At 40.0% G+C, this 14,957-nt stretch carries 14 protein-coding genes and 1 pseudogene; 8 read left to right on the top strand and 7 right to left on the bottom strand.

Annotated features, from left to right (window positions below):
• Positions 1–189: 189 nt before the first annotated feature.
• Entirely contained in the window at positions 190–927 is a 738-nt protein-coding gene (locus ACRWP9_RS14645; RefSeq protein WP_434926614.1) for a YciK family oxidoreductase, read from the top strand.
• 314 nt (positions 928–1,241) lie between these two features.
• On the opposite strand, the gene ACRWP9_RS14650 is transcribed toward ACRWP9_RS14645, so the two are convergent.
• From ACRWP9_RS14650 to pspA, 6 genes and pseudogenes are all read right to left on the bottom strand, one after another.
• The gene (locus ACRWP9_RS14650) at positions 1,242–1,568 is read right to left on the bottom strand and encodes a ComEA family DNA-binding protein (protein WP_434926615.1); all 327 of its coding nucleotides are present in this window, start codon (positions 1,566–1,568) and stop codon (positions 1,242–1,244) included.
• Positions 1,569–1,706: 138 nt separating this feature from the next.
• Positions 1,707–2,865: pseudogene (locus tag ACRWP9_RS14655) on the bottom strand (TIGR01620 family protein).
• Between the two features lie 9 nt (positions 2,866–2,874).
• On the bottom strand, positions 2,875–4,332 hold the full coding sequence (locus ACRWP9_RS14660) for a YcjX family protein (RefSeq protein WP_434926616.1): 1,458 nt from the start codon (positions 4,330–4,332) through the stop codon (positions 2,875–2,877).
• Between the two features lie 46 nt (positions 4,333–4,378).
• Entirely contained in the window at positions 4,379–4,774 is a 396-nt protein-coding gene (gene pspC / locus ACRWP9_RS14665; protein WP_434926617.1) for an envelope stress response membrane protein PspC, read from the bottom strand.
• Positions 4,767–5,000: an envelope stress response membrane protein PspB gene (gene pspB, locus ACRWP9_RS14670; RefSeq protein ID WP_235089213.1), complete on the bottom strand. Its 234-nt coding sequence runs from the start codon at positions 4,998–5,000 to the stop codon at positions 4,767–4,769. Before pspB ends, pspC begins: the two co-directional genes overlap by 8 nt.
• 20 nt (positions 5,001–5,020) lie before the next feature.
• A complete protein-coding gene (gene pspA / locus ACRWP9_RS14675) occupies positions 5,021–5,704 on the bottom strand; it encodes a phage shock protein PspA (protein WP_434926618.1) in 684 nt (227 codons plus the stop codon).
• A gap of 177 nt (positions 5,705–5,881) precedes the next feature.
• On the opposite strand from pspA, the gene pspF reads away from it, so the two are divergent.
• The 7 genes from pspF to fabV all read left to right on the top strand — a co-directional run bounded on the left by pspF (position 5,882) and on the right by fabV (position 13,770).
• The gene (gene pspF, locus ACRWP9_RS14680) at positions 5,882–7,000 is read left to right on the top strand and encodes a phage shock protein operon transcriptional activator (RefSeq protein ID WP_434926619.1); all 1,119 of its coding nucleotides are present in this window, start codon (positions 5,882–5,884) and stop codon (positions 6,998–7,000) included.
• A 146-nt stretch (positions 7,001–7,146) separates the two neighbouring features.
• Complete coding sequence (locus tag ACRWP9_RS14685; RefSeq protein WP_434926620.1) at positions 7,147–8,772, top strand: ABC transporter substrate-binding protein; 1,626 nt, start codon at positions 7,147–7,149, stop codon at positions 8,770–8,772.
• Between the two features lie 2 nt (positions 8,773–8,774).
• Positions 8,775–9,806, top strand: coding sequence for an ABC transporter permease subunit (locus tag ACRWP9_RS14690; RefSeq protein WP_434926621.1), 1,032 nt, complete (start codon positions 8,775–8,777; stop codon positions 9,804–9,806).
• A complete protein-coding gene (locus ACRWP9_RS14695) occupies positions 9,793–10,683 on the top strand; it encodes an ABC transporter permease subunit (protein WP_434926622.1) in 891 nt (296 codons plus the stop codon). The genes ACRWP9_RS14690 and ACRWP9_RS14695 overlap by 14 nt, the downstream gene beginning before the upstream one ends.
• 3 nt (positions 10,684–10,686) lie before the next feature.
• A complete protein-coding gene (locus ACRWP9_RS14700; protein WP_434926623.1) occupies positions 10,687–11,697 on the top strand; it encodes an oligopeptide/dipeptide ABC transporter ATP-binding protein in 1,011 nt (336 codons plus the stop codon).
• Positions 11,678–12,463, top strand: a complete 786-nt coding sequence (locus ACRWP9_RS14705; RefSeq protein WP_434926624.1) for a peptide ABC transporter ATP-binding protein — start codon at positions 11,678–11,680, stop codon at positions 12,461–12,463. The genes ACRWP9_RS14700 and ACRWP9_RS14705 overlap by 20 nt, the downstream gene beginning before the upstream one ends.
• Before the next feature lie 104 nt (positions 12,464–12,567).
• Complete coding sequence (fabV, locus tag ACRWP9_RS14710; RefSeq protein WP_434926625.1) at positions 12,568–13,770, top strand: enoyl-ACP reductase FabV; 1,203 nt, start codon at positions 12,568–12,570, stop codon at positions 13,768–13,770.
• A 229-nt stretch (positions 13,771–13,999) separates the two neighbouring features.
• Here the strand turns inward: fabV and ACRWP9_RS14715 are convergent, their stop codons facing one another.
• A complete protein-coding gene (locus ACRWP9_RS14715) occupies positions 14,000–14,899 on the bottom strand; it encodes an AraC family transcriptional regulator (protein ID WP_434926626.1) in 900 nt (299 codons plus the stop codon).
• Positions 14,900–14,957 lie beyond the last annotated feature (58 nt).

The following is a 14,957-nucleotide window of genomic DNA, read 5'->3' on the forward strand; positions in this document are numbered from 1 at the left end:
GACCATAAGGACTTATTTTAGTCCTTAGCTAGTCTCAAGTTAACGTAAATATATAGAGTTAGCTACAAGTTTATTACACACTATTGACTGTTTGACATACAAATATCAGTCATTTGTTTAAAACAGTCGTTTATGTTTTGTTCGATTGTAGATTTGACGGGCAGTTCCGTCCCAAGGAATTAATGAATCATGTTGGAATATCAAGCTAAAAAAGATCTCCTTAGTAATAAAATAATATTGGTTACAGGTGCTGGTGATGGCATTGGTCGCGTAGCGGCATTAACATTCGCTGCACATGGTGCCACGGTAATACTACTGGGTAAAACCGTTAAAAAACTTGAAAAAGTATACGATGAGATAGTGGCACAGGGTTCACCAAATCCTGCGATAGTACCTTTAGATTTAAACGGCGCTACTGAGCAACATTATCTCGATATGGCCGACACCATTGCTGAACAGTTTGGGCAATTAGATGGCCTGTTACATAATGCTTCACACTTAGGCGCACTTGGGCCGTTTGAGCATATAGACTTAACATCACTAGAAAAAATAATGAAAGTGAATGTGACTGCAGCGGCGATTATGACTAAAGCATTGTTACCTGTAATGCGAAAAGCTAAAAATGCCTCTATCATCTTTACATCAAGCGGTGTTGGCAGAAAAGGTCGTGCCTATTGGGGACCCTATGCGTTTTCAAAATTTGCTACCGAAGGCATGATGCAAGTTCTGGCAGATGAATGTGAAAACACCTCAGTACGAGTAAACAGCATTAACCCTGGTGCTACTCGTACTGAAATGCGTGCAAAAGCTTACCCGGCTGAAAATCCACAAGCATTAAAAACGCCAGAAGATATCATGCCAACCTATGTGTTTTTAATGGGTGATGATTCGCTTAACACCAATGGCGAAGCTTTAAACGCACAATAAACTAGATAACTTCAACTCGAGACACTAAACGCTTGATAAACAGATTTGTGACTTTAATTGCACTTGCTAATAGGGCTATATTGAGGTGCAATTTACTCGCTATTGACGTATCGATGTAGGCTATATTTAAAACAAATGGCAAGTTTGCTACGAAATAGGCTAAACGTGTTGAATTTAGCTTATTACAAGCATCTTATAAGTCGAATTGAGGGTAGATATAAAACGATAACGGTTTGTCGCCAAGATATTCAAAGAGTGGTTTTGTTAAATACACAAGGAAGCTTAATGCTTCCTTGTGTATTACTAGACTAATGTTAAATAGCCAACCTGTCTGCATTTTGAGTTAATAGTTTTTCACCAATACCACTGACCTGAGTCAGCTGTTTTATATCGGTAAACTTACCATTTTTATTGCGATATTCGATGATTGCTTTAGCCTTTGCTTCGCCTATCCCATTAAGAGTTTGCAACTGTGCTGCATCCGCTTTATTCAGATTGACTTTAGCGGTCATTTTAGCGCTAGATTCAGTTGCAGCTTTTATGCTTGGCGTTGTTTCTTGTGCTGCATAGGCTGTATTATTAACAAAGGTACAAAGCATTATCGCAATCACAGCTGCAAGCCAAAAAGATGATATTTTCATGGTGTTCTCCTGTTATCCAAAATCAGAGCCTATATGCCGACTTCCCTATTCCCTGGCGGGCTCAATAATCTACTTCATCAGTAAAGCAGATAATAAGGCTAGACTAAGATTAAAAAACATACAAATCACCTTGTTAATTTATTGGTTTTTTTGCTTAATGACCTGCTCTTTTAATGCTTTTGACTGACTCAATGCATCAATCGTCAGCCCTTTTATCTCAGCCAATAAGTGTTGGTGTATTTTACTTAATTTTGGTTTATTCTTCGAATTGAACTGAATTGGTCGACATAGGCTCATCGCCTGATAACCCAACCTTGCCGTTAACAAACCACCACCTAAGCCCTGCGCGACTCGTGCGGAAAGTTTGCCTGTCAGCTCAACCGATAATAGTTGAGTGCCTAAATCAGTTGCCACTTCAGCTGTACCAGCATAAATGATATTAACAATAATCGAGCGAATGAGTTTAATTCGGCTCCAATAGCCAAGTTCAATGCCATAAACCTTGGCAATTTTTGAAATCATTGCTTGATTTCGCCATAATATCAACGCCATATCTAATGCAGCTAAAGGGCTAGCCGCCAGCAATAATGCCGACTCTGCAGCAAATCGAGCAACATACTGCTTAGCAAGTTCATCACGTTCGCTAAGGACTAAGTCATCAAAAAGTAGCACTTTTTCTGCATCATTGTGTTCCGCACTGACTTGGGATAAATACGCACGCTTGGCGTTATTATCAGGATAACGCTGTAATAATGTTTGAATGTAAGCTTCAGCTTCCCCTATCTGCATGCTATCAGCTAATCGTGAACCTGTGTCTTGATCAACACTGACCTGCTTTAGTGCAGCTAACTTACGCCACTCTTTGATACTTATCATGGCTACCCAACTTATCACCACAGCCAGTGCCATAGAGTAGAAACTAAATAGATATGGACTTGTCTCAAAGGCACTAATCAAACCCGTCACAGTTTGTACTATGACAAGCAGTGTAATAGCGAGTAAAGATAGCTTTGCCAGTAACGACCAACGATGTGGTTTTTTTAGCCTCTTTTGTCACTTCATCCAGTACGCTCTCTGGCATCATTTGATTGAATTCATCGCTATCAGCGTCAACTTGCGACATAGATGACAATTCATCAATAAAATCGGCGTGATCAAAAGACTTTGCTGGTTTAATAGACTTTGACGCTGGAACTGAACGAATCTCTGAATGTTGCATTTCAGTCGATTCTTCAACGTCTTGTGCTGAAAACACTTTAGCCTGTTTTATTGTATTACTCTGTTCCATACAATTAATACTCACTAATTAGGCAAGCTTATCGCCTAGTAAAAACTCTAATAAATGATCCAAACGAATATGGGGATAAAGACGCTCTTGTGAATTAACACTGCTACCAGAAACAAAGTCCTGATAAGGCGGTGCAAAAGTTGGAAAACCAAACCCCTGTTGCCGCCAAAACTCAGCATCAGGTAAGTGGCTGGGCACATCACCAGGGTAAAGGGTGATTAATTTTCCCGTTTTATCGCGCCCTTTTATGACTTCTTGTTGGCCATCTGCTGTATTAATCATCCCATGCTGAGTCGCTTTAATCGCACTAACTGCCATGGTTTCGACTTCACAACCTTCAAAACGAGCAAAATACTGGCTTTGTTTTAGCATGTCAGTTAATAGACTCAAAATATGACTTTGTTGACTTCGGGTTACACGATCCACCTGACTTGCGGCAAAAAGCACCTTATCAATTTTTGGCGAAAACAGGCGTTTTAGTAAACTCGACTGCCCAAACTGAAAACTTTCCATAATACTATTTAATGCCAACCCCATATCATTGAACTGGCTCTGGCCATGGTTTAGACCGTTTAAGCAATCGACCAACACAACCTGGCGATCAAACTTAGCAAAATGATCCTTATAAAATGGTTTAACCACCTGAATTACATATTGCTGGTAGCGCTTTTTTAGCACCTGATAAGTACTAGCGGGATCAGACTGACTCAGCTCAGCATGCTGAACGGGCGATAATGACAATAATGGAAAGAATGTTAGCAGCGGGGTATTTTCGTACTCACCAGGCAATAGCATTCTTCCAGGTTGAGCAAAATAAAAGCCCTGCTTATGCACCATGTCTTGTAAAAGATGCTGATAGCCATCTGCTATTTGCTTTAACACTTGCTCATCTGCAGGGGCTGATAAATCGAGTGCTGTGACTTGTTTTGCAAATGCACTATATGAAGGGGAGCTTTGTAATCGACTCACGCCCTGCTGCTGACTTAAGCACCAGGCGGTAAAATCTTGTTTTAACATAGGTAAGTCGAGCAGCCACTCACCAGGATAATCTACAATATCAACAATCAAAGTCGCTGAGTCAGTTAGCTTAGCTAACACACCTTGCTCTGGACGATACTTAATCGCTAGACGCAGTTCAGTAATATTTCGTGTCGATGGTGGCCAAAGCGGAGGTTGTTCACCCAAAGCTTGCATTGCGCTTTGATAATCAAAACTGGCGATATCAAGATCAGGTTGTAATGATCGCTTTACCGCCAGTAAACGCCCGTCACGCGCAACTTGCCACAAAGGTAAAGGATTTTTATCGAAGTTCACACCAGCATGTAGCAGCTGATTCACCAATCCAGTAATAAATGCTGTTTTACCCGCACCAGATAAACCCGTTACCGCTAAGCGAACATGTCGGTCGGTACTGCGATGAAGTAAAGATTGGGCTGACTGAGTTATTTTATTGAGCGATCGATCCAGTAAACTCATGGCTGATTCCAAATAAAATAAGGGCGGATAACCGCCCTAGATTTGATTACAGACTATTGATTTGGCGTTTCAAATCAAATGTGTCTGAAGTAACATGTTGTTCAAGCTTTTGTAATCGAGCTTCCAATGTTGAAAACTGTCGATTGACATCAAACAATGCCTGTTTTGCTGGCTCGCCAGCTTGCCAAACTTTCTTTTTAAGCTCAATGTCTTTATGGTTGTCTTGGTGCTGTTGCACTCGCGGTTTTACATCTAAAATCATCCACATTGCGATATAAATGACTAAGATTACACCGCTACCACCGAGTAAAAATATTGATGCAGCGACCACTCTGACCAACCACACTTCAAAATTTAAATACTCTGCAATCCCCGCACATACACCTGCAATTTTACCCGTTTGGGGAATTCGATATAAGGTTCGCGCTTTAGGTTCATTCATGCTTGGTCCTCCATTCTGGAGATTCACTGTCAAGAATTGCTTCAAGCGTATGAATACGACCACCCATTTTTTCCGCTTTAGCAATTAAATCATTTAGTTGGTTAAATTCTTCTTCAGTGAGCCCCTGGCTCACTTGTCGCTTACTGCGATAATGAAGAACCAACCAGATAGGTGCCACAATAACCAAAAAGATGATAATTGGTGCAATAAGAAGATCCATATCCATAACTCACCTCTGAAAAATTATTATACTTTTGATTTAGGTTGGTTTTTCGCTTTCATCTTTGCTTTTAATGCAGCTAGCTCATCGTTAACTGAGTCTTCAGCTTTAAGCGCGGCAAACTCATCATCTAAGGTCGATTTTTTGCCTAAATCATAAGCGTCAACTTGCGCTTCAAGTCCTTCAACACGACGCTCGTATTGTTCGAACTTCATCATAGCATCATCAATTTTACTTGAATCAAGTTGCTTTTTAACTTCTAAACGAGAAGTCGCTGTTTGCTTACGCATGATTATCGTCTTTTGACGGGCACGCGCATCGGTTAGCTTATCTTGTAATTGCGCCACTTCATCTTTCAAGCGAGTAATGTGTTCTTCAACAACCTTTAATTCCGCTTCAAGTGTTGCCAGCAAACCAGCTGTTTTTTGCTTTTCAACCAACGCAGCTTTAGCTAAGTCTTCACGATCTTTTGAAATAGCTAATTCAGCTTTATCTTCCCAATCCTGTACTTGCTCTTGCACTCGGCTAATACGGCGAAGTAGTTCTTTTTTCTCAGCTAACACTTTTGCTGAAGTAGAACGCACTTCTACGACTGTATCTTCCATTTCCTGGATGATAAGGCGAACCATTTTTTCTGGATCTTCGGCCTTATCAAGTATTGCGCTGATGTTTGAATTAACGATATCAGCAAAGCGAGAGAAAATTCCCATAATGTGTTCCTCAAAGTTATATGTAGATGTCGCATAGACTAATACATTATGTGTGCCAACATTTACAAACACTCTATTTTCAGATACTTAAAGTGAAAATGATGTTTTTCTTTATTTATTCTCTTAAGCCATCTATTATGATTTTCACCAATAATTAGCGTAAAAGACTAAAATACTGTGAATAAGCAATTTCAGCAAGATAACCTTATCGGTCAATCCAATGCGTTACTCGAAGTATTAGAGCATGTATCGAAAATAGCCCCTTTGTCAAAACCTGTGCTTATTATTGGTGAACGTGGCACAGGTAAAGAGCTAATCGCAGAGCGGCTACATTATCTTTCCGGTCGGTGGGATCAGAGTTTTATCAAACTGAATTGCTCTTCTTTAAGTGAAAACTTACTCGAAAGCGAACTTTTTGGTCACGAATCTGGGGCATTTACCGGGGCTAAAGGAAAACACGAAGGCCGTTTTGAGCGGGCCGACGGCGGTACCTTATTTTTAGATGAATTAGCAAACACTTCTGGGCTTGTTCAAGAAAAATTATTACGGGTGATTGAATACGGTGAATTTGAACGTGTGGGCGGCAGTAAAACGGTGCAAACCGATGTGCGCTTAATCTGTGCGGCAAATGAAGATTTACCTGCACTGGCTGAATCCGGTGAATTTAGAGCAGACTTATTAGACCGATTAGCATTTGATGTAATAACTTTACCACCACTGCGTTGTCGTACAGAAGATATTATGGACTTAGCTGAATACTTTGCCATCAGTATGGCTAGGCAACTCAAACTAGAATATTTTGGCGGTTTTAGTCCTTTAGCTGTTGAACAATTATTAAGTTATACCTGGCCAGGTAATATACGAGAACTTAAAAACGTGGTTGAACGTAGTGTATATCGAGAAGGCAGTGAGGGGCAGCAAATAGATCATATTATTCTTGACCCATTCGCATCTCCTTATAGACCCCAAACTCGTGTTAAAACCAAAGAGCGTCAACAGGCATTTATTCAGCCTGTTATTTCGAATAATGTCGATGAGATAAACACAGAGTCGATGGGTATAGAAGCGAGCCCTTCCATAGAGTCATCAACTTCACAGAGCCATCATGGACAAAAAACACAATTACCTCCAATCAACTTCCCTATCGACTTTAAAGAGTACACAGAAAAACAAGAAGTCACCTTATTACAATTAGCCTTAGCTGAAAGCCAGTTTAATCAGAAGAAAACCGCTGAAAACTTAGGCCTTAGCTATCATCAATTACGGGGGATTCTAAAAAAATACAACTTATTGTGAAGCTAAACTCTCTGTTTGCCCTTTAATTCAATATCCATTTAAAGGGCAAAGATAAAAACTAAAAAAAACAATTTAATAACTTGTTTGCTCCCAAGATATTTACACTGCTAAAATAGCCCTTCAGACTCATAAAATACGATTTAGCTATGGCAATGTCTTTAAGACAACAGATTCAGCATATGTTTATATGTCTTGGCGGACTTGTACTCAGTGCGTGTGGTCAAGCAACCCTTCCCCCAGGGCTGGTATATTGTAGTGAAGGTAACCCAGAAAGTTTTAACCCTCAACTTGTCACTTCAGGCACAACTATCGACGCCACTTCCCATCAAATATACAGTCGGTTAGTTAATTACGACCCTGAACTGGGTGATATTGTGCCAGGGTTAGCCACTGAGTGGCACATTAGTGATGATGGTTTAAATTATACTTTTGTGTTGCGTAATGATGTTTTATTTCACCAAACAAGTCGCTTTAAACCACAAAGAACGTTCAATGCAGACGACGTTTTGTTCTCGTTTAATCGCATTATTGACTCGCAGCATCCTTACCATTTCGTTAGTCGCACCGGTTATCCATTTTTTCAAAGCATCGGTTTTGATAAACTTATTGGCTCAATTGAAAAAATTGATTCCCACCATGTGGTTTTCCACTTGAATCGTAAAGATGCTTCATTTTTATCCAATTTAGCAACAGACTTTGCGGTGATACTGTCTGCAGAATATGGCGACATGTTGCTTAAAAACGGAGAACCCGAACAGATAGATTTCCAGCCTATTGGCACTGGCCCATTTCAATTAAATCAATATGTCAAAAATGAGTACATTCGTTACAACAGGCATCCTTATTATTGGGGAGCGGCGGCAGACATTGAGCATTTAGTTTTTGATATCACACCTAAAAGCACTGCGCGTATTACCAAATTAATTACCGGCGACTGCAGTGTATCAGCCTTGCCTAAAGCTGGAGAGTTAGCAGTAATAGACCAGCATAAGCATATCAAAGTGGATATTAAACCTGGGCTTAATGTTGCATTTTGGGCGCTCAACACTCAAAAACCACCTTTAAATGACATTAAGGTCCGACGCGCACTGGCACACGCTATTGATAAACAAAATATTTTAGACGTGGTATATAATGGCATTGCAGTAGAAGCAAAAGGGATTTTACCGCCCGCTTCATGGGCATATTCTGATAATATCAATGCCAATAACTATGATCCTGCAAAAGCTAAAGCACTATTAAATGAAGCCGGTATTGATAAATTATCGATTGATATCTGGGCAATGCCAGTGGCGCGAGTTTATAACCCTAACGCCCTTAAAACAGCAGAATTAATTCAAGCTGATTTGGCTAAAATTGGCGTCAAAATCAATATCGTTTCATATGATTGGAGTGTCTTTACACAAAAACTTATCCGTGATGATTATGATTCTGTGCTAATTGGATGGAACGCAGATAATAGCGATCCTGACAACTTCTTTACTCCTTTACTTAGCTGCGCAGCTTTAGCATCGCACAATAACCGTTCAAAATGGTGCCAAAAAGATTTTGACCACTTACTAACCAGTGCTCAAAATACTACTGAACGTGAAGCGCGTAAGGCAATATACCAAGCAGCTGAAGCCATACTGAGTGATCAAGTTCCGCTTATTCCTATTGCGCATGCTCAGAAGGTTATTTTAAAGAAAGACACTATAACCTCAATGCAAGTAAGGCCCTATGGCGGCATTGCATTTGCAAAAATAGTTGAGAAAACACCAGAGAGTAAATAATTATGTGGCAATATTTTTTTAGACGCAGCAGTTTATTTTTAGCCACAACCTTGATTATGATGGCCGTATTATTTTATGCCACTCATCTTTTTCCCGTAGATCAGACCTACGCTTTAACCGGTATTCAACAGCCGACTAACCAACAATTCGTTCAAATATACCAAGACTTTAAATTAGATAGTAATGATATAAGACAATTTATCGCTTATGTGCAACAACGTTTTTCAGGCAATATGGGCATTTCCATAAACTCACAACAGCCTGTTTATGACGAATTAAAAGCAGTGCTACCCGCATCATTTGAATTATCACTATTCTCAGGCGCTATCGCATTATTTTTGGGCGTACCAATTGGAATTATTGCGGCGCTGAGCAAAAATAAACTTGTCCAGGGTAGTATATTAGGACTTACCTTGACCGGTTATTCCACTCCGATATTTTGGCTTGGATTGACCTTATCACTTTGGTTTGGCGTAAATTTAGGCTGGTTGCCTATCTCTGGGCAAATAAATTTACTTTATCAAATTGAGCCGGTCACTGGTTTCATGTTAATTGATACCTTGCTATCCGATTCCGCTTATCGGCTTCAAGCTTTTGTCGATGCCATCATGCACTTGATTTTGCCCGCTATTACACTTGCGGTTTTGCCCTTTACCTTAATAGTGCGCATTACGCATCAGGCAATGTTACATGTGATGAATCAAACCTATATTCGTGCTGCTGAAGCTAGGGGCCTACACACATTCAAAATTATTATTCGCCACGCATTACCAAATGCAATGATACCTGTGCTTAAAAGTATCGGGATTATGTTAGGCTCATTTGCGAGCTATGGTATTGTTGTGGAAGTTATTTTTTCATGGCCGGGAGTAGGTAGCTGGTTAGTATCAGGTATTTACCAACGTGACTATACCGTCATTCAAGCAGGTATATTTTCTGTTTCACTGTTAATTATCTTTTTAAGCATACTGATTGAATTTATCCATACAGTGATCAATCCAATGAGCAAAAAGGAACTGTATGCCTCCTATTAAGATTTACAAGCAAGACTATATTGCAACCCCTGCTGGTAGGGTATGGAAAGCATTTTCTAAAAATCCATTTGCACTTATTGGATTGTGGGGGGTTTGTTTTTTATTATTACTCACTATTTTAGCCCCCTTTATTGCCCCTTATTCTGTTAATGAGCAGAATCAACAAATTTTATTACTGCCCCCTTCTTGGGATCCATTAGGGCACGTGGAATACTTTTTAGGCACTGACGATCTCGGACGAGACATATTCAGCCGTATTTTACACGGTGTTCAGCTAACGTTCGGCATGTCACTTATAATTGTAAGCTGTGCATTGTTTTTTGGATTTTTAATCGGTTCGATTTCCGGCATGATGCGAGGGCTAAAGTCTAGCATTTTAGGGCATTTACTCGATGCTCTTTTATCTATTCCATCATTATTAATGGCCATATTAGTGGTCGCGGTTATAGGCCCAGGACTTTATAACGTATTCTGGGCGGTTGGAATTGCTATGGTGCCGCAGTTTATTCGCACAATCCACCAGGCTGTTCATGAAGAATTACAAAAAGAATATGTCACTGCCGCTAGGCTTGACGGTGCTAATAATCTGCAAATTTTTTGGTATGTTATTATGCCAAATGTATGGGAAGTACTTATTATTCAAATTACTATGGCTATTTCGGCAGCCATTTTAGACATTGCTGCGTTAGGTTTTTTAAACCTTGGCGCCCAGGCACCGAGTCCAGAATGGGGCGCGATGATTGCACAGGGCTTAGATAATTTATTACTGGCGCCCTGGACTGTTACCATTCCTGGTGTAGCTATATTATTCAGCGTACTTGCCGTTAACCTGGTTGGTGACGGTTTACGATCCGCTATTGCACCAATAAGAAACTAATTTATGCCATTACTCGATATTCGAAACCTAACAATAGAACTCGATACCGACCACGGTAGAGTGGCGGTTTTAGAAAAGGTCAGTCTCACCATGAACCCTGGAGAAATTCATGGTTTGGTGGGAGAGTCAGGTTCAGGACGAAGTATATTAGCTAAAGCCATTTTAGGAATTTTAGGCACTAACTGGTATGTTATGGCTGACAGAATGATGTTTGATGGCAAAGACTTACTCGAATTAACCGCCAAAGAGCGCCGCTGCTTAATGGGCAGCGATATGGCAATGATCTTTCAAGACCCATCGGGCAGTCTTGATCCGGTAAAAACCGTCGGTAGCCAATTAATTGAAGCTATGGTACCTAACAAAAATGTTCCTTTTTGGCGTAGAGCCAAAGATACCTACCTAAACGCGCAAAAATGGTTACATAAGGTGGGCATCAAAAGCCCTAAATCCTTGATGAAGTGCTATCCATGGGAATTATCAGAAGGTGAATGCCAGAAAGTCATGATAGCTATGGCGGTTGCGAATCACCCCAAGTTATTAATTGCGGATGAACCGACAAACTCGATGGAACAAAATACTCAGGCACAGATATTTAGGTTATTATCACAACTAAATCAGCTGCAAAATGTGTCGATTTTATTAGTTAGCCATGAACTTGAAACATTAGTCCAATATTGCGATCATTTAACCGTATTATACGGTGGTCAAATGATGGAGTCTGGCCCCACAGATGAGATAGTTGCGAGTCCGTTTCATCCGTATACCCGTGCACTTTTAAAGAACTTACCTGATTACACGGGTAAAATGCGACATAAATCTGATTTACCAACACTGCAAGGATCATCTCCTTCAATTCAAAATCTCCCTGCAGGTTGCAGATTAGGGCCTCGATGCCCTGAAGCTAAACGACAATGTGTCAAACAGCCTAAAATAGAGCACGTTAAAGATCGTGCATTTGCCTGCCACTTTCCATACAAAAATGAGCAAGAAGCCGATGACAACACCTTTGCTTAAAGTGACCAACCTGAGTAAGCAATACTTAACGGGTTACAAAGGGTTTGTACCACAATATTATGATGCTCTATTACCAGTATCCTTTGAACTTGGGCGAGGCGAAACATTGGCAATTGTCGGTGAAGTGGGCTCAGGAAAATCAACCCTTGCGCGTATTTTAGTGGGTGCAGAACAAAGAAGTAGTGGTGATATTTTTTTTGAAGGTGAAGCCTTAGAGTCACGTAATGTAAAACAACGTTGCCGCTTAATCAGAATGATTTTCCAAGACCCAAACACCTCGTTAAATCCAAGATTAACCATTGGTGAATTACTGAATGAACCACTTAAGTTTAGTACAAGCCTTACCGTTGAAGAGCGACGGGTGCAAGTAATTGATACTTTGCGTAAGGTTGGTTTATTGCCTGAGCACGTTAATTTTTATCCCCATATGGTATCAGAAGGTCAAAAACAGCGTGTTGCCGTTGCGCGAGCATTAATGCTAAATCCCAAAATTATTATTGCCGATGAAGCATTAACCGCGCTTGATTTATCTGTTCGGTCACAAATCATTAACTTATTGTTAAAATTACAAAAAGAACTCGGTTTATCTTATATATTTGTATCGCATAACTTAAATATTATCCGCCATATCAGCGATAAAATTATGGTGCTTCACAATGGCTGTATGGTAGAAAAAGCAAATACCGCAGACTTATTCACTTCGCCTCAGCATGAATACACCCAAAGGCTCATTCAAGAGCAAACTCATTTCATGCAAAAGCGTTAAACTGCTCCAACCACTGGCCTAAATGGCAACTTTACACAAAAATAAGTGCCATTTCATCGACGATCTAATTATCCTAGTGCCAACGACAAAGGAAGAACTGACTTATGATTATTAAACCAAAAATTCGTGGCTTTATATGTACCACAACCCATCCTGTTGGTTGTGAAGCTAACGTAAAAGAACAAATCGATTTAACTAAAGCAAAAGGTAAAATCACTAATGGTCCTAAAAAGGTATTAGTGGTCGGTTCATCTAGTGGCTATGGCTTATCTTCACGTATCGCTTCAGCATTTGGTAGTGACGCAGCTACAATCGGTGTATTTTTCGAAAAACCAAGCTCAGAAACTAAACCCGGTACAGCAGGTTGGTATAATTCTGCCGCGTTTGATAAGTTTGCTAAAGCCGAAGGTTTATATTCAAAAAGCATTAACTGTGATGCATTTAGCCATGAAGCAAAGCAAAAGGTTATTGAGCTTATCAAACAAGACTTAGGTCAAATTGATATGGTGGTATATTCACTAGCCTCACCTGTGCGTAAACTGCCCGATACCGGTGAAGTTATTCGTTCATCATTAAAGCCAATAGGTGAAACCTACAGTGCAACCGCTGTGGATACTAATAAAGACACTATTATTGAAACCTCCGTTGAACCCGCTACTGAGCAAGAGATTGCAGATACAGTTACCGTTATGGGCGGCGAAGATTGGGAATTGTGGATTGAAGCACTTTCACAAGCAGGTGTACTTGCTGACGGTTGTAAAACAGTCGCCTACAGCTACATTGGTACAGAAATCACTTGGCCTATCTACTGGCATGGCGCCCTTGGCAAAGCTAAAATGGATTTAGATCGTGCTGCTCATTCATTAAATAACAAACTAGCCACTAAAGGCGGCTCTGCCAATGTTGCTGTATTAAAGAGTGTTGTGACTCAAGCCAGCTCGGCGATCCCTGTTATGCCATTGTATATCGCTATGGTATTCAAGAAAATGCGTGAAGAAGGTCTTCACGAAGGCTGTATGGATCAAATTTACCGTATGTTCAGTGAGCGTTTATTCCGCGCTGATGGTCAAGCTCCTGCAGTGGACGACACTAATCGTTTACGTTTAGATGACTGGGAATTACGTGAAGAAATTCAAAAACATTGTCGTGATTTATGGCCACTCGTTACCACAGAAAACTTATCTGAACTTGCGGACTACCGCGAATATAAAGAAGAGTTTTTGAAGCTATTTGGCTTTGGTATTGACGGTATTGATTACGAAGCAGACGTAAACCCGAATGTAGAGTTTGATGTTGTAAGTTTATAAACAATATATTCAGTTATTAAAAAACCAGCCTACTTGGCTGGTTTTTCTTTTTAAGCGAGGTAAGACTTAATAAAAGTGGGCTAAGTACACACTCACTCAAAGAGCTCTTCCCTCTTTCTAGATAAGCCTCTGAAGCACCTTGTCCTCACTTTAACAACGCTAACGCATTAATCACTGGCACATTAAATCAACCGGGTATTAAATCACTCACATATTGAACCATAGTGATCTAACTTACCGCTAAATATACTTTCACATGCACATCGTCAATAGTGTCAGTAAGATCAAAACGCTCAAAGGTTAGTGGATGCTCTGTAAGGGTAAAATCATTTTTAGCTAGCCATATGCTGTACAGATAGCTAATTTTACTTTGTAGCGCTATTTCAGAGCCTTTATGCTCGAAAGTAGCGTATGTTCCGCTTGGTATCGCGCTCGCTTTAAAATATTCTGAATCAGCCATTACAACCTTTAGATCACTCAATTTGGCTGTAGGTACACTCACACCAATATCAATCGCGTAATTCATACTCATATTTTGTGGCAAACTATAAACAAAATTAAATGTTCGGTTATCTAAGAGTGTTAATTGATGCGCTTTTCTAAAGGCGATTAACGCCTGAATAGTTTGCGGTAAATAAACTTTAGGTCCGCGATGTTTAATCAGCACTAAATCAAGTTTATCTAGCTGTATGATTTCACTATTTACATCAGTATCAGTTAAGGTGTTATGCCCCTGCGATAATGTTTTTAGTGGCTGTTGTTTTATAAAGAAATTAGCCCAATCGGGTGCTTGCCTAAAAGCTTGTGGAGTTTGACCAATACTTGATGTAAAAGCTTTGGTAAACTCAACAGTGGATGAATACCCAGCAGCTTTTGCAACGTCAAGGATACTGACACTCTTATCAAACCCTAAGGTTTGAGCCGCTTCAATATTTCTCAATAACGCGATATAGTCTCCAACTTGAGTGTGATACAAACTATAAAAAATAAACTCAAAATGGTTTAAAGGTACCCCCGCCTTAGCAGACAATCGCTCAAGGGACAGGTTTTCATTTAAGTGATTGTCAATAAGTTGTAAAACACCTTCAAATTGCTGCTCAAGATCCACAGTAAAGCCTCTTAAAATCATATTTAATCGAGATAAGCCTGAGAACATAGCTAATTAAAGTCATTATATAAACAGATGC

It is taken from the genome of Shewanella sp. HL-SH2, from assembly GCF_051164935.1.
GTDB classification, from domain to species: domain Bacteria; phylum Pseudomonadota; class Gammaproteobacteria; order Enterobacterales; family Shewanellaceae; genus Shewanella; species Shewanella glacialimarina.